Origin of the sequence: Paenibacillus sp. 2TAB26, from assembly GCF_052115145.1 — a bacterium.
Classification (GTDB): domain Bacteria; phylum Bacillota; class Bacilli; order Paenibacillales; family Paenibacillaceae; genus Pristimantibacillus.
In genome coordinates this window covers 37,201-54,574 of record NZ_JBFRGC010000010.1, presented here as the reverse complement: position 1 = coordinate 54,574, position 17,374 = coordinate 37,201, and the positions used below count along the sequence as shown (strand labels likewise).

Sequence of the window (17,374 nt, the reverse complement as noted above, 5' to 3'; positions counted from 1 at the left end):
GCTGCGTGCTTTTGGATATGGTGCTTTTTAATCCTATGACCGATTGTAAAGAAAGCAGCGTTAATCGTGTTGGCAAGCGGCTGTTTTGGCGAAAATAATGCAGGAAGTTGAAAACGGTTTATTGATCTTACCAGCGCTACCGCCTAAGATAAATAAAACCAAACTCGCACGGCCTGCACATGAGAAGAGGACATTGCTCCTGAAGAGGCTGCCATGCCTCGATACGGAAACGGTATCGGGGTTTCTTTGGTTTACATCACCCGGGAAATAATTACAGTGTGCTTTTGCAGAGAATGGCTTTGAAACTTCAGGTAGAGAGCGGCTGTTCGTAAACAAGAAAACGGCGCTAATCATCAGAGAAAAGGGTGAGGGCTAATGATGAGCAAATCGTGGTTTAATCGGCTGCTTCTTTCCTATATGCCGATATTTATTATCGTAGTTACCTTCACTTTTTTTGTGTTTTTTCAATTAATTAGTGAGCAGGGTCGGAAAGAAGCTATTAATGCTAACAGCATGTTGTCTTTGCAAGCGATGAGGTTAATCGATACGTCCTTGCGAGCAATAGATAACATGGTGATGAAGGAATCGATTAACAACAAGTCACTTATCGATTTTTTCAACAGCAACGAGAATGGTGACCCTTATATTAACATTAGCGCCGTCATGAAAATGAACGATATGATTTCTTATTATCCACTCATTGATTCTGTCTATCTGGTTCGCTATGACGATCAGGTTGTGCTAAGTAATGCGACGGGCGGACATATCAACACCTATCCAGACAAAGCTTTTATTGAGCAATATCGCAATACGATCTCTCAGAAATGGACGGATAAGCGGACATTTAAGCAATTTACGTTATTGGAGAGCAAGGATGTTGTCAGCCTCGTGAGAGGTGCTCCATTCATGACAGGTGAAAAAGGAATGATCGTTGTGAATGTCGCAACGGATTCTTTGGAGCGTTTAGTTCATGAGCTTTACAATTCGGAAGTCAGCTTCATTCGCATCAAAGACGGAGCGGGCAATGAGTTGCTCAATGAGGCAGAGCCAGTAGATTCTATGCGCGTTTATGCAAATTATAAATCAAGTTATTCGAATTGGTCTTATATAAGCGGTTTTGTGCAAGGTACGTTTATTCAAACGGTATCGTTGCTCTATAACGTATGGTTTGTGATCGGGCTCCTGATGATCATTGCAGGTCTCGTATGGATGATTTATATATCAAGGCGAAATGCGAAGCCGGTAGAACAGATTGTGTCACGCTTCAGCGGATATAAATTAGCTCTGGCAGAAAGTGGAAAAAACACCGGATCGGGCAGGATTAACGAGTTTGTCTTTATCGAATCCGCACTTGATAATTTAACAGAGCAGGCAAGGCAATATCAGCAGCAATATAAGGAAGATCTTCATTTACGGACACGTAATCTATTCCATCAGCTTATTGAGGCTGGAGCGGAGCTGACGCTTGGGGAATGGCAGCGCGAAGCGCAGCGGCTGCAGCTTCCCGCGCCTGCGGATCGCCATACGCTTATTGTCATGGAACTGGATAAGTACGGAGAGTTTTGCAGCAGTTATTCGCGAAACGATCAGAATTTGTTGAAATTCGCTCTGCGAAGCATTACTTATGAGCAATCGTCACGCTTCGGATACGCGTGCTGGGCAGAATGGACAGCCTCTTCTCGTCTCAGTGTTATTTTATTTGAGAGCGGGAACGCTCATGCTGCAATGCTAGTTCAGCTTTGTGACAGCATACGGGCTTGGATCGAACAAAATATGAAGTTCACAATTAGTATAGGAATCGGTGATCCAGCCTTGCAGCATTCTGAAATCGCAAAGTCGTTTCAACAGGCTTTGGAAGCACTTAATTACAAAATGGTGCTTGGCGAAAATCGCCTTATTACACGCGAGGATATGATGAGTCAAGGCCAGGTTGAAGTATACGCTTATCTTGGGATGATTAGATCTGCTGTTTATGCCTTCCGCAAATCAGAAGCGAGCTGGAGAGCAGAATTAGACGATTTGTTCAGCCAGATGAAGCAAGGCTTGCTCACTAAGGACGAGATTATGAATGTTATTAATTACTTGCTTTATAGTTTGGGACGCGAGCTGTCTGGTCTCGGCAAGGAATTTAATCTCGTATGGGAAAGCGAAGCACTGCCGGTTCTAACGGGGAAATTGGATAACTGCCATTCTCTGGAAAATATGCACGAGGCGATCATCGGCAAAATGACAGAGCTTGAACATACGCTTGCAGATATGCGATATAGCGGTCAGCATGCCGGCATTATTCAGGAGATGCGGAGAGTTATTGAAGAGGAATATGTAAATCCGAATATGTCACTTGAATATTTAAGCGAGAAATATGATATGAATGCCAAATATGTGAGCAAGCTGTTCAAAGAAACAACAGGCCAGAAGTTCATTGATTTCTTAATTGATATTCGGCTGAATGAAGCGAAGCGGCTTTTGAAAGAGACACGGAGGACGGTTCAGGATATTGCGGAAGAGGTTGGTTACACAAGTGCGATTTCGTTTACGAGAGTGTTCAAGAAAGTGGTTGGATGCTCGCCAGGCGAATACCGTTCAGAGACGCTGAAGCAGCAAAATGGCTGAATATACACGGAGTTGAAAATCGTTAAGCGCAAGAATTATGTTAGTTCTTGTATCGAAAAATGGATGCTATAGGGACGGCAGCACCGATAGTATAAGGTGCTGCCGTTTCTTATGGAGCAGCGATGCGAAAAAGGTTAAGCGAGCAATTAATGTATCTTGTTGCATGGTGAGGGCAGCTTATAAAATGATCACATGAAAGCGCAACCAAAAAAGAGAATGTTAAAGGAGGCTAGCCCTTGTCCAAAGTTAATCATGAATGGCATTCTGTTCCGCAGGCCTTTGCACACCCAGCAAGAAGGTATGGGCCTCTACACAAAATGGCTCGCCACTGGCAATTGTATTTCGTCATTTTATTGCCGATTGCTTATCTCATTATATTCAAATATGTCCCCATGGCGGGCATCGTGATCGCGTTCAAAGATTACAACGTCATTAAGGGCATCTTTGGAAGCGAGTGGATCGGGCTAAAATATTTCAAGCAGTTTTTCGAATCTCCAAATTTTTGGCTGTATATGAAAAATACGCTTGGGATTAGCTTCTATGGTTTGTTAGTCGGCTTTCCAGCCCCAATCATCCTTGCGCTTGCGCTTAATGAAGTGCGCAATGGACTATTCAAGAAAAGTGTACAGCTGGTTTCTTACGCACCTTACTTTATATCAACGGTCATTATGGTATCGATCTTAATTGTCAACTTGACCCCAAACGTAGGGATCGTCAGCAAATTGTTCCAAATGCTTGGCGTGGAAAACACTAACTTTATGGGTATTCCTTCATTATTCAAATCCATCTATGTCTGGTCGGATGTGTGGCAGCATACCGGTTACGGGGCCATTATCTATATTGCGGCATTAGCTGGCGTCAATCCTGAGCTGTATGAAGCGGCAAGGGTTGATGGGGCATCGAGAATACAAAAAATAATTAATGTCGATATCCCTAGTTTAATTCCGGTATCTGTCATTCTTCTTATTCTTAATCTAGGCAATCTGATGAAGCTCGGTTTTGAGAAAATTTATTTGATGCAAAATCCGCTAAACCTAGCGACCTCAGAAGTCATTTCTACTTATGTGTATAAAGTGGGCTTGCTGGGATCGAGCTTCAGCTTCTCAGCAGCGATCGGAGTTTTCAACTCCGTTATTAATTTAACATTGCTGATTGTCGTCAACTATATCGCTAGAAAAATTTCAAATAATAGTCTGTGGTAATTGAGGCAGAAGGGAGACTTTATGAAAAAAACCGTTACCATTCGAGAATCAAACGGAGATCGTTTATTCATGGCATTCATTTATGCTTTTCTGACTGTGGTTCTATTAGTGGTGCTTCTGCCGCTTCTCTATATTTTAAGCTCTTCCTTTAGTTCGCCGCAGGCTGTCGTTTCCGGCAAGGTATGGCTGTTCCCGGTCCATTTCACGCTCGATGGCTACAAGGCGGTATTTAACAATCCGCAGATCGGCACTGGATTTATGAATTCATTGTTCTATACAGTAGTCGGAACGATCATTAATGTTATTCTGACGGTCATGCTTGCTTATCCGTTAGCGAGGAAAACGTTTTATGGAAGAAATTTTTTCATGGTTCTTCTTGTTATCACGATGATGTTTGAGGGCGGGCTGATTCCGTATTATTTGGTCGTCAAACAACTGCATCTGCTGGATACAAGATGGGCTATGATTTTGCCGGGAGCTCTTGCCGTTTTCCAGGTCATCATAGCACGAACCTTCTTCCAGACCAGTATTCCTGAGGAGCTGTCCGAGGCGGCGGACCTCGATGGCTGCAGCGACATTCGGTTTATTTTCAGCATCGTACTCCCGCTCTCGAAACCAATCTTGGCCGTTATGATGCTGATGTATGCAGTAGGACATTGGAATGCATATTTCGATGCACTCATATTTCTGCGATCCCAGGAATTGTTTCCCTTGCAAATCGTATTGCGTAATATTCTAATTCTAAATACGGTGGATGCGTCGATGATTTCCAATGCGAATCAGATGCTTGCTCAGCAGGGACTAAAAGATTTATTGAAATATTCATTGATAGTTGTTGCTAGCGGACCCGTACTCATCATCTATCCTTTTGTTCAGAAATATTTTGTGAAAGGCGTCATGATTGGTTCCTTGAAGGGATGAGTAGGAGGATTTCTTTTGGAGGGGGGATGGGTTGCCTTTGGGGCCGAGGCAATCATTCAGTTACAAACGTTACAGCATGCTGCTAGGAGTGACTAGGATATAACAAGGAGGAGTCGGTTTTATGAGAAAAGGATGGAAAAAATCCAGTGCAATCTTAATGTGTGTCGTACTTAGCTGTGTTGTTATTCTAGCTGCTTGCAGCAAGGATACGGGGAAATCCGGCAATGGCAAAACAGAGGAAACAGGGCAAAAAGAAACAAATGCTGTGCAAGAGGATCTTTTTACAGCTGTAGGTACGTATCCCATTGTGAATAAGCAGATGACGCTTAAGATGTTTGCTCCTCAGCTTCCTACGATCGAGAACATGGAGACGAATACGTACACGAAGTTTTTGGAAGAAAAAACGAACATTAAGATTGCATGGGATCTCGTTCCAAGCAATGCGCTTGAGGACCGCAAACAGCTGATGCTCGCGAGCGGTGATTATCCGGAAGTCATTTTGCAAGCTAATCTGACAAGAGAAGAGCAAATGAAGTATGGGAAGCAGGGCGTATTCCTTCCTTTGAATGAATTAATCGATAAGTACGCTCCTAATATAAAAAAAGCTCTAGCAGATATTCCATATATGAAGTCGTCTATTACTGCTCCAGATGGAAACATCTATGCGCTGCCGCAAATCAATGAATGCTACCACTGCGATAATGCTTTGAAGCTTTGGATCAACAAGGCTTGGCTTGACAAGCTTGGACTCCAGCTGCCTACAACAACGGAGGAGTTCTATCAGGTCATGAAGGCATTTAAGGAACAAGATCCGAACGGAAACGGGAAGAAGGATGAGCTTCCGCTTACAGGGTCCGATGAAATGTGGGCTGGCAACGTGTCCGCTTTCTTGATGAATGCGTTTATAGTAGATGATTATACCGAAAAAAATGCTGGTACCTTCTTATCAGTTAAAGATAGCAAAGTCGACTTTGTAGCTAACAAGGATGAATGGAAGCAAGGGCTTGAATACTTGAACAAGCTGTACAAGGAAGGGTTGATCGACCCGGCAGCCTTCACGCAAAATGCGGATGCGATTCAACAGCTGGCGAACCGCGAGCCGGATAACATTATGGGAGCTGTGACAACCGCGCTGATAAGCTATGGCTATAATATGTCGGAAACACAGCCTAGGCACAAGGATTATGTGACGCTGCCTCCGCTGAAAGGACCAAGTGGCGTACAGCAAACGCTTAACTTCGCGGGCATTAGCAAATCGCAATTTGCGATTACGAATAAGGCGACCGCAGATCAACAGATCGCTGCGATCAGACTAGCCGATTATTTGTTCACGGAGGAAGCGATTGTGCTGCAAGAGAATGGCCCTGAAGGGCAAGGCTGGCGCAAGGCAGAGGACGGCGAATTAGATATTGATGGCAAGCAGGCTAAGTATGCTTATATTCAACGGGAGAGCAAGCAAACGCATAACGATGGCTGGGAGCAAATTGGCCCTTCACTTCGTACCTATGCATACCGTTCCTCTTGGATGGCCATTCAGGACCCGCTAGCAGATGGTGGATATGGAACACGTTTGAATACGGAATCGAAAAAATATGAATCATTCCATTCCAAAGAAATGTATCCAAACGGCGTATTCATTGCGCAAGATGATGCGGAAATCGCTGCTCAGCTCAAAACAACGATTATTGATTATACAAAATCGAATATGGCACAGTTTATTACGGGCTCCAAAGACATCAGCAAGGAATGGGATGCTTATGTAAAAGGCTTTGACGGCTTGCAGCTTGGCAAATACATTGAAATTTATCAAAATGCATTGGGCAATTCTTAATAACCGAATGGAGGAGGCTTTGCAGCGATGAGCGAACTATCCAGTGATAACGTTCTAGAAGAAACAGAAGAGCAAGAGCTTCATGAAGGTGTGCATAATTTTAGCAGCGAGCGTGATTGGATACGGCCTGATAATCCAGTTACGCTTGAGCGATTGGAATGGTTTAAGGATCAGAAGCTCGCACTTATGATGCATTGGGGACCTTATTCCCAGCTAGGAGTAGTAGAGTCTTGGGCACTAAGCGACGAGGATCAGGATTGGTCGCGTGAAGGCATTGACTGGGAGAAGGATGGCGAAGCATTCAAGCGGCAATATTTTGATTTAAATAAGACGTTTAACCCGATTCGCTTTCAGCCAGACGTATGGGCAGATCTAGCGGAGGAGGGAGGTTTCAAATACCTCATTTTTACGACGAAGCATCATGACGGATATTGCATGTGGGACACAAAAACGACGGATTATCGCATCACTGATGAACAGACACCGTTTCATACGCATAAATATGCCGATATTTGCCGTCATGTATTTGATGCATTCCGCGCGAAAGGGTTGTCTATCGCCGCCTATTTCTCGAAAGCAGATTGGCATACGCCTTATTACTGGGCACCGGATATGGAACGCAGCCTTACCAATACGCGGCGTGGGCCTACTTACGACCCGCAGGAGCATCCAGAGCTGTGGAACAAGTTTGTCGCGTTTACCCACGAACAGATTACGGAATTACTGACGCAGTATGGCCGAATAGATGTGCTATGGCTTGATGCCGGCTGGGTAAAGCCGCTTCGGAGCGGTCAGGACATTCGCCTTGGCGAGATTGTGGAGAAGGCAAGGGAGCAGCAGCCATGGCTGCTCTCGGCAGATCGCACGGTAGGCGGACCGTATGAAAACTATGTTACCCCTGAGCAGACCATTCCGACTGAGGCGATGAATATCCCTTGGGAGAGTTGCATTACGATGGGGACGTCCTTCTCTTTCCGATATGAAGATAAATATAAACCGACGCGCCAAATCGTGAAGATTTTGCTTGAGGTTGTAGCTAAGGGCGGCAATCTCGCGTTAAATGTAGCTCCGCAGCCTGATGGCAGGCTTCCCGAAGGAGCTATCCAGCGCATGAAGGAACTGGGCGCTTGGCTGAAGGTGAACGGCGAAGCGATTTATGGTACTCGCATTTGCGCGCCTTACTATACAGGCAGTCAAGCGTTCACGCAAAAAGGAGATTATGTTTATTGTGCCAACCACTATCCATCAGCTGATACAGTAGTTTCAGAGACGGTCTTTATTCCTTATGAAGGCTTGCTGGAGTCGATCGAGCTGCTCGGAATGGAAGGAAAGCTGAACTGGACACATGAGATTGAAGGGATTTCCGTGCAGCTGCCTGAAGCTGCCGTGAAGGGACCTGCACCAATTGCGCATGTGTTTCGGATGTTGAGGAAAATAACTTGAGGTCGTCTGCTATAGCATAGGAATAGATTGTTCAAGATATTAAGTTTAAGCATGTTGCACTCAGCAACATGCTTTTCTCTTGTGGAAAAGGATAAAAGAAATATATTTATCGTATATGAAAACAACAAATGAATCCTTTCAACCAAAAAAGAAGGTGAATCGGGAAGAAATACCAGTTATACTTAAAAAGTGCGTTTCACATGAATCAAACATGATTCGATGACGATAACGGAATCTGCTCTTGAGACGTTTGAAAGTTCAAATACGTTCGGCGGCCGCTTCTCGGTATATTTTCCGGGAGGAGGACGCCTACACTTTTTTTGATATGGCAAGGAGAAGCAGCTATGAACCTATCATTATCAGAGCCACAGAAGCAATCAGTAAGCATGAAAAAGCTTTGGTCTTTTTTTCTCCCGTTAGGCATTTCGGCAAGCTTAGTTACGATTTCACATGTCATTATCAACAGTACCTTAAGCCGAGCGGCAAACCCTGAAAGCATCATTGCCAGCTATGCCATTGCGATGAGCTTGCTTGCTATTACAGAGAGGCCAGCCGTACTGCTGCGGCAAACCTGCTCCACGCTCGTTCGCGACAAACGCTCGTTTAAATCGACGCTTACCGTGGCACAGCTTGTGTTTGCCAGCATTATGCTATTAGGTTTTATAATCAGCTATACCCCGGTTGGAACGCTTATTTTCAAGGGAGTGTTCGGGGTAAGTGAAGATAATGTCCATGATGTTATTCGTGTGTATAAGGTACTGATGTTCGTAAGCTTGTTCTCTGGCATTCGATGTCTCTACCATGGTGTCATTATTTACAATCTGCGGACGAAATGGTTAACCATTGGCATGGCGATTAGACTGGCAGGAATGTATGCGCTTTCGCTTTATTTTATACATACAGGCGTTACCAGCGGGGTTGTTGGAGCAATTATTTTCTTATTCGGCATGATGATCGAAGCAGCTGTCAGCTATTCAGAAGGACGTTTACTGGTGCGCAAAATGCCCGAAAAGCTGGACAATCACCCTGTTGAAAACAAGCATCATGTATTTTCTTTTTATCGGCCCTTACTGTTATCCTCGTTTATATCCGTATGGATCGGACCGGCAATTAATGCGATGCTGGGGAAAACATGGGATGCGCAGCTAGCCATTGCATCGTTTGCGATTGCGGCTAGTTTAGTTATGCTTCTCAGCAGCTTTTTCAGTTATTTTCATCAAATTGTGATTAACTTTTATCGTGTCGATCCTTTAGCTGTCCGAAAGTTTATTTTAATGCTTGGTTTTATTCCTGCTATATTAATGGGATTGATAGCATATACACCCGCAGGCGTATTTTTACTAGAGCATGTGATCGGCGTTCATGGACGGCTGCAGGCCGAGAGCATACGAGTGCTGCAAGCTTTTGTGTTGTTCGCGCTCGTTATGCCTTGGCTCGATGTCATGAATGGACTCGTGTTTGTGAGAGGGCAAACGAAGCTGATCTTTGGTTCTCAAATTGCCAATCTCAGCTTTACCTTCATCACACTTCTAATCGGCATTGGGCTCGCGCCAGAATGGAACGGGACGATTGGGGCATGGGCACAATCGATTGGCATGACAGCAGAGCTCCTCTTCGTAGCACTGGCGCTGAAATTTGTTAAACAGCCTGATCCTGTGCCAATGGGTAAACGTGGATAGATTCACCCTGCAATATTCGAAATCGACTCATTAATCGACGAGGAGAATGATCATGGGAAATCGCATATATGAAAATCTATTGCCGGCACCTAAGAACGGTGGATTTAAAATGGATGGCTATTATATTTGGTGCGGCTCAGTTGTGCAAGGCGAGGATGGAAAATATCATATGTTTGCTTCAAGGTGGCCTAAGGAATATGGCTTTGCTGCGCAGTGGCTGTTCAACTGCGAGATTGTTAGAGCAGTTAGCGAAACGCCTGAGGGGCCTTATACGTTCGCCGAAGTTATATTTGAGCGAAGAGAGCGCAGTTATTTTGACGCTTTGAATCAACATAATCCGTCGGTGAAATATTGGAACGGAACGTACTATCTTTACTATTTTGGAACGACTTATGGAGGGCCTATCCCAGCTGTGGGAGAGAAAATAAGTCAAGAAAGAGATGTCGAGGTTTGGAATCGAAAAAGAATTGGGTTAGCCACTTCGAAATCTATATTTGGACCGTGGGAGCGTCCAGATGCCCCATTGTTAGAGCCAAGAGCGCCAGGGCATTGGGATTGTACGATTACAACCAATCCATCAGCAGCTATATTGCCGGATGGAACGACGTATATGATTTATAAGTCTAGAGAGTATGCGGGCTCTACCTTGCAATTAGGCGTTGCCCGTGCTCCTCGTCCAGAAGGTCCGTATACCCGTATGCAAGAGGAACCGATTTTTCAGTTCGACAATCCAGACTTCCACGTCGAAGATCCGTTTCTGTGGTGGGAGGATGGGAAATTTCATATTTTAATTAAAGATGATTTTAAAAACGATTCGGGCGGTGTCACTGGCGATTGGGGAGCGGGCATCTATGCAACAAGCACCGATTGCTTGCAATGGGATATTTCAAATGATCCTAAGGCGTATACAAGAGATGTCCTGTGGGATGATGGCACGAGGACGGTTCAAGCGAACATCGAGCGTCCTAATTTGTTGTTCCATGATGGCAAGCCAACCCATTTATTTCTGGCAACCGGAAACGGGACCCAGCCTTGGGATTTTGAAGGGAACACTTGGAGTATGGTTATTCCTTTAAAGAAAACAGTGTCTGAGCATAGCTGAGAACAAGCTTTGATTTTTGCCTAAAGACTCTAATCATCCATTCACATAAAAAAGGCAAACGATCACTTTTGTTAAAGTGACTGTTTGCCTTTATTCATTATTTCTCTAATTTGCTCATTTAGTTTCGATCTGTTTGCAGGTCTGTTTCCTTGCTCGTACGCTTGAAATCCTCGTCCCATTTGTAACGTTCATTATAGATTTCCATTACTTCTTGATATAAAGGGCTGGCGCCTGCGTGCGGACTGCTTTGAAGCATTTGATAAAGCCGCAAGAAACGGTCTTTAGGAAGCTTTCGTGCATAGCGCATCAGCAAATAGGGATAGAGCGTGATGTATCGCTTCATCCTAACTGCCGCACCGGCAACACCAACGAGAATGCTCTCGCCATGCTCCATTTTCAAAATCTGCGCCTCATGAAGCAAAACATAACGGAATGTATTTTCTTTCAGCAAATCTCTTCTAATTTTGGCAAGCTCGCCAATATATTCAACGAGATCGGGATTAAAATGATCCATTAACAAGGGGTCCAGCATCAAATCCATATCCTTGCGCAAAACAAAGGATTGAAGCAGCAAAATTTGCTCCAGTCGAAGCTGGTCGGTATGGACGAGCGCGCCAATTTCACGCAGCATTTCAAACGCAAGCGGTTTATCGCCACTATGGAACACTTGAATAGCTGTTTCTCGGTCATTTACTAGTCCTGCAGTGAGGGTATATGCCTCTTTTTGAAATATTTTTTGCAGCTGCAGGAGCAAAAGTGCAGGGGTCGACCGCTTCTGCAACGTCCATAATAGAGCGACTAGCAGCATTCCTCCAGCAACAATCAAAGTGGAATGCATTGCTGATTCGCTCATTGCAAATCCGACAATGATAATAAACAATGCAAAAAACCGCTCTTTCCACATCTTAAGCTTCAGCTTATAGGCTGCCTGAGCTTCAACATTTTTTAGGGCAAATTTGCCGCACACGGGGCACTGCGCATCACCTAGTACTGTAAAGTGGTTGCATCTTCGGCAAATTTTAAGTTTATTATAAGGATAGCGTGTTTTAATATAAGGGTTAAGTAGTACCGGCAGCTTCTTCATCATTCGCGATCACGCTGCCCGCTGCTTTTTAGTATGGAAAGGACAAGCTTGCTCAGCTGTTCTGGAGAAGGCGCCCGTCTCCGCTGTGCACGATAGCTCATTGCTTTGATGATGACAAAAAGAAACAATAGTCCAAGACAAACGTAGGTAACCATATCCTATTCCTTTCTTACAATAAAAGTGATTTAACAAAATCTATCAGGTATACTTATTTTGTAGTATATCATCATACTGGTAGCAGTGACTAACAGTGACTATTGGACTAGCGAAGAAGAACCGTTTGTCCCATTACAAAGGAGTACAGCAAAATGAATAGATTAAAACGTTTATCATGTCAGCTAATTATGGTTTCTGCTATTTTGCTGCTGCCATTCAGCAGCTTACAAACCGTGCATGCAGCGCAAGGCGACTCGCAAATTGATGCAGTACTTGTGCTGGATGTCAGCAATTCAATGAGCACAAGCGATCCAGGGAAAATTGGAAATGAAGCCATGAAGATGTTCATTGATATGCTGCCGACACAAGGCGACCGCGTTGGCATTGTGGCTTATACCGATGAAATTCAACGCGAGAAGGCGCTGCTGGAAATCCAGTCTGCTGCGGATAAAGAGAAGCTGAAGAGCTTCATCGATCAGTTAAACCGCGGGGCTTATACCGATGTTTCTGTTGGAGTAAAGGAAGCGGTACAGATTTTGGACGATGGTGCTGACCAAGATCACGAGCCGATGATTATTTTGCTAGCTGACGGCAATAACGATTTTAATAAGGCATCCGGCAGAACGCAGGCACAGTCCGACGCGGACATGGACAAGGCGCTTAAAGAAGCGAATGATAAAGGCGTTCCGATTTATACGATTGGCCTAAATGCAAATGGGAAACTAAATGAATCTGCGCTTGCTAAGCTATCGGAAGTGACCGGCGGGAAATCATTCGCGACCGATACGGCTGACGATTTGCCGCGAATTTTGAGTGAAATTTTTGCCAGCCATCTTGAGCTGAACGTCGTACCGGTTGATTCTTTGACGRCAAACGGCAGCTATCAGGATGTGAAAATTTCAGTTCCCAACTCGAATGTACTAGAAGCAAATATCTCGATTATGTCGAGCAAGCCGGTTGAGGCGAAGCTCGTAGATCCATCTGGCAACGCTATTCCTATTCCTTCGGATGGCGTCTTGCTATCGAGCTCGAAGAGCTATTCCTTGCTGAAGCTGTTAAAGCCGTCGGAAGGCGACTGGACGCTTCAAATCAAAGGCGTGAATCGCGATAAAATCGACATTAATCTTATTTTCAACTATGACTTAAGTCTTGCTATGGATCCACTAGCCAAAGCGGCCTATTCCAAGGGCGACAAGGTGACGATCAATTCTTATCTCGTAAGCGGCGGAAAAAAACTGGAAGACACCTCCCAGTACAGCAACATGAGCGCGGTTTTACTCGTTAAAGACTTAGACACGGGCAAAACCGAGGAAATACCGATGGAGAATGCGGGCGACCATTTTGCAGGCTCCTACAAAATACCTGAGAAGCATGACTATGAGATTATAGTGAAGGCCAAAGAGAAAAGCTTTTTCCGAGAAACAGATGCGGTTAAGATTTCGGCAAAGGCGGGGACAACGGGGCAGACGCCAAAGCCGGAGGCAGATAAAGAAGAGAAGCCGTTCCCGGTTGTACCTGTTGTAATTGGCGTTATAGGTCTAGCGGCATTGCTTGCAGCAGCTTACTTTATATTAAGAGTGCTGAAACAAGCGAACCGTGGGTTTGTTGGGCAACTCGTCATTGAAATTCGAGATGAGAATACAGGTGACAAAACTTCGCCGCAGTACAAGAAGCTGACAGCCTTCAAAGGCAAATTGCAGCTTCACCAGCTGTTGCAGCTAGCGCCTGAGCTGAAGGAAACCGACAAGGTCATTTTCAAGCCGGGAAGCAATGATCGTATCGTTCTGCAAAATGGCTCCTCCTGCACAATTGAGAAATCGGGACGAGCAGTGGATGCGACGCGTGCATTGGAAATGAAAAGCGGAGACCGTATTACGGTTTCATTGAAACAAATAGACAAAACGATATTCATTGAATATCTCGTATAAATAGAGCCCTGGAGGTAATGAAAAATGAAACCGATCGTAAGAGAACACATACAGCAGCTTGACGTTTCGCTTGGCGGAGGTATTGTCAGCGAGAAAATTCGGGTAGACACCATAGATAATCCCATTCTGATCATTGGACTTGGAGGTACCGGTATTGATGCGCTTCTGCGCCTAAAATACCAGATCAATCGCCGCTTTAAGCTTCCTGAGGATCCCGTTTCCAAAAGAAAACGCGAGAAGCCTGATAATGTGGAATTTCTTGCTTTTGAAACGAATGAACAGGATCGCAATAAAAAGTATAAAGGGATCGGTCTTGATCCTATTAATGAATTTGTGCTGCTATCTAATGCAGAGGTTGGAGGACTGCTGCAAAATCGCAGCATTTTGGAGCCGTACATCACGGACTGGCTGTCGCCAGAGCTAAGTATAACTGATGGCATGAATGGTGCAGCTGGCGTTCGTCAAGCAGGTCGGCTGCTGCTGTTTACGAAGATCAATCAAGTGGTGCAGAGCATCGACAAAAAAATTAAAACGTTATCCGTCGGGACGAACAAAAAGCTGATGGTGTTTCTGCTAACCGGCTTGTCTGGCGGAACAGGAAGCGGCTGCTTCCTCGATATCTCTTATATCGTTCGAGGAATTATAGAGCGTGATCATGGATCAGCCGGCATCGACCGCGTTAATACGCTTGGTTATTTGTTTACGCCGGATATTAACCTTGCAAGCAAAAGCTTGAGCGACCATACACGTGAGTACATTAAGAAAAATGGCTATGCTGCACTGAAGGAACTGGACTATTGGATGAATGTGGACAGCCGTGGTGAACGGTTTACGCAGCAATATGGCAATATACTAAACGTCAATTCGCCGCTCCCACCGTTTAATTTATGCCATCTCATCTCGGCTACAAACGCTGAGGGCAAGCTGCTTGAAAATGCTTATGATTATTGCATGAATGTAACAGCCGAGAATATTACGAACTTCATATCCAGCGAGGAAAAACAATCCGGTGAGGAATTTGCTATTCACGATTATATTAGCAACATTCGGACCAATATTGCTCAAATGAACAAAATGTACCCGGCTAACTACGATTACAATATTATCGGAGCTTCTTCGGCGGTACTGCCGATCGAGGAAATGACGACTTATTTGGCCTACCGGCTTTTCAACAAAATGGATAAGATGTTTGAAAAGGCGCCGAGTCAGGACGATGTAGAGAAATTTGCCCGCAAGCTTGGCATTGATCTCGAAACGATGATGAAAACTTTTGACTCACGCGTGCCTGAGCCGCTGCCAGGCTTCGAGAACAGCGAGCGCCTCAGCTACAATAACGTGGTGAAAATGCAAGCCGTAAACATGGACACGGAGCTGGAGCAAAACTTTTTGGCTCGTGCGCGCGAGGAATATATTAAGGCCAAAAAACAGCTGCCAGGCGAAATTGTTGGGCAATTTACCGATCAAATTCGTCGTACATTTCTCCATCCAGAGCAAGGGCCATTTTATGTATCCCGTCTCCTGCATACTGAGAAAGRCTTCTGCTTGCTGAAGATGCTGCTCTCTTATATTGAGACGCTTCGTGAAGGGCTGTCACGACTTCCTAAAGAGATCGAAGCAGCTAGAGAGCAAGCCAATGAGCGTATGGGCGATGCGAAGAGCGCGTTCGTATCCAAGGATAAGAAGAAAAACAACTATATCGAAGCAAAAATAAATGAGTACTGGCTGCTTGCTGACGTTGAGCGGATGGAGCAATTGATTGAATTTTATGAGGATCTCCACCAGCTGCTTAACAACGAGAATAACCGCATTTATAACGTATTTACTGAAATTTTGAATGTGCTTAATTCGATTTTTGCCAAAAATGGTGAAATCCTGACAAGCGGCGAGGAACAAGCGGATCATAAAGGAAACAAAACTTATTATTGGAATATCGTAGGCGTACCAGACATCTCCGACGTTATCAGCCGTTTAATGGATAAGAAGGACGGCGATGATCTGATCCGCGACTTTACGCAGGAGCTTCTAGACCATTCGAATCTTTGGGTCAAAGAGCAGGAAATAGATATCGTCAGCTCGATTTCAGAGTTTTTGACGAATAAATTTGGCGATCTAATTACGAAATCAATGGAAGAATTTCTAGTTATGAAATACGGGAATGATGAATCGATTGAGAAGTTTGTTGAGCGTCATATTGCGAGCAAGCTTGATGAGGAAGCTGTGCCTGTATTCCATCTCAGCAACAGCTCAGGCAATTTGCATGTCCCTTCATGGGGGTTTGTGTCCGTGCCTGTGCAGGCGCCGAGCATTTTGAGAGGGATTCGGAACTATCAAAATAACTCGATAGGCAAATCCCACTTTACGATCAAGGAAAGTGAAGTGAAAAACCGGATTTTCTGGCTGAATACGAGAAATGGTGTACCTTTGTTTGTTTATACGCCGCTGAAGGTCTATGAAGAAAGCTATGAACGCACGATTCTCGATAAGGAAGGCATCGGCCGTCATTTGGTGCAGACTGACCGTGTCAATTGGACCTATTTGCCTTCGCCGATTCCAGAGAAATCATGGGGCGACACATACGTCAACCCACGCGTGAGAAGCTATAATGCGAGGGTTCGCGCTGAGTTTGTCAAAGCCGAGAGCTTCCGTATTATTGAAGAGAAGGGCATAGACAATAACACGAGCAGCCGTTACTCCGTTCGCTTCACGAAGCCATTCCAGTTGTCGGATGCGTTAAAACCGTTCAATATGCAGCTTGATGGCGCGAAGCCGAATTTAGGTGAAGTTAAGCGAGCAGTAAACGAGCTGAAGCGCCTTTTATCCGAGGGGCTGGAGCTTGAATCGACAAAAGATATTTTCGGCAGCTTTACAGAGGAGCTTGCACAAGAAAATCTCATTCGTTCGCCGGAGCAGCTAAGACGGGTTCGTGAGGAATTGGCGAAATATGAATCCATCTCTGTAAAATTAGTCGAGCTTGAGCAGCTGCTTATGCAGCACCAAGTTGATGAGAAATTGCTGGATCAGTTTATCGAGGCGCTATACACAGAGACCATTTGCAAGAAAGGTGCCCTGTATGTTTATGATCGCGAGCCAGAGGAAGAAGCATGGCCGCCTTTCGCTAATTTAATGAAAAGCAGCAGCTATGTTGAGTTTGAGGTGTTTGAGAGCTTCCGACAGCTGGATGAGAAAAACCGCAGCGTTCTTAGACGCAAAGCAGAGCGTAGAGTAACCGAGCTGACTGCAACGGAGGATACTTCAAAGTTGTTAGCCAAGCTGGAGGAGCTGTTCGGCACATTCCTTGATGCACGCGAGCGTCTCGAATACGAGAAGGTTGAGCTGGCAAATGGAGAGGAAATGCACCGGTACTACCGGGAAATGTCTACTAAACTTAACGAAATTCGTAGAAAGTTGAAATAAT

Annotated in this window: 10 protein-coding genes; 9 read left to right on the top strand and 1 reads right to left on the bottom strand. The window is 44.8% G+C overall.

Annotated elements, in window-relative coordinates:
* Positions 1–378: 378 nt before the first annotated feature.
* The 7 genes from AB4Z50_RS13390 to AB4Z50_RS13360 all read left to right on the top strand — a co-directional run bounded on the left by AB4Z50_RS13390 (position 379) and on the right by AB4Z50_RS13360 (position 10,791).
* Positions 379–2,613 (top strand): helix-turn-helix domain-containing protein, encoded by a 2,235-nt coding sequence (locus AB4Z50_RS13390; protein ID WP_441879502.1) that lies wholly within the window; start codon positions 379–381, stop codon positions 2,611–2,613.
* Between the two features lie 317 nt (positions 2,614–2,930).
* Positions 2,931–3,815 carry an ABC transporter permease gene (locus AB4Z50_RS13385; RefSeq protein WP_076269619.1) on the top strand — a complete coding sequence of 295 codons (885 nt, stop codon included), beginning with the start codon at positions 2,931–2,933 and terminating at the stop codon, positions 3,813–3,815.
* A gap of 21 nt (positions 3,816–3,836) precedes the next feature.
* Positions 3,837–4,736: a carbohydrate ABC transporter permease gene (locus AB4Z50_RS13380; RefSeq protein ID WP_441879500.1), complete on the top strand. Its 900-nt coding sequence runs from the start codon at positions 3,837–3,839 to the stop codon at positions 4,734–4,736.
* 121 nt (positions 4,737–4,857) lie between these two features.
* On the top strand, positions 4,858–6,567 hold the full coding sequence (locus AB4Z50_RS13375; RefSeq protein ID WP_441879498.1) for an ABC transporter substrate-binding protein: 1,710 nt from the start codon (positions 4,858–4,860) through the stop codon (positions 6,565–6,567).
* A gap of 27 nt (positions 6,568–6,594) precedes the next feature.
* On the top strand, positions 6,595–8,010 hold the full coding sequence (locus AB4Z50_RS13370; protein WP_441879496.1) for an alpha-L-fucosidase: 1,416 nt from the start codon (positions 6,595–6,597) through the stop codon (positions 8,008–8,010).
* A 344-nt stretch (positions 8,011–8,354) separates the two neighbouring features.
* Entirely contained in the window at positions 8,355–9,689 is a 1,335-nt protein-coding gene (locus AB4Z50_RS13365; RefSeq protein ID WP_441879494.1) for a multi antimicrobial extrusion protein MatE, read from the top strand.
* A 52-nt stretch (positions 9,690–9,741) separates the two neighbouring features.
* A complete protein-coding gene (locus tag AB4Z50_RS13360) occupies positions 9,742–10,791 on the top strand; it encodes a glycoside hydrolase family protein (RefSeq protein WP_441879492.1) in 1,050 nt (349 codons plus the stop codon).
* 118 nt (positions 10,792–10,909) lie between these two features.
* On the opposite strand, the gene AB4Z50_RS13355 is transcribed toward AB4Z50_RS13360, so the two are convergent.
* A complete protein-coding gene (locus AB4Z50_RS13355) occupies positions 10,910–11,878 on the bottom strand; it encodes a hypothetical protein (RefSeq protein WP_441879490.1) in 969 nt (322 codons plus the stop codon).
* Between the two features lie 305 nt (positions 11,879–12,183).
* Here AB4Z50_RS13355 and AB4Z50_RS13350 point away from each other — a divergent pair, with 305 nt between their 5' ends.
* A complete protein-coding gene (locus tag AB4Z50_RS13350; protein WP_441879488.1) occupies positions 12,184–13,959 on the top strand; it encodes a vWA domain-containing protein in 1,776 nt (591 codons plus the stop codon).
* Between the two features lie 24 nt (positions 13,960–13,983).
* A complete protein-coding gene (locus AB4Z50_RS13345) occupies positions 13,984–17,373 on the top strand; it encodes a tubulin-like doman-containing protein (RefSeq protein WP_441879486.1) in 3,390 nt (1,129 codons plus the stop codon).
* Position 17,374: the final 1 nt, after the last annotated feature.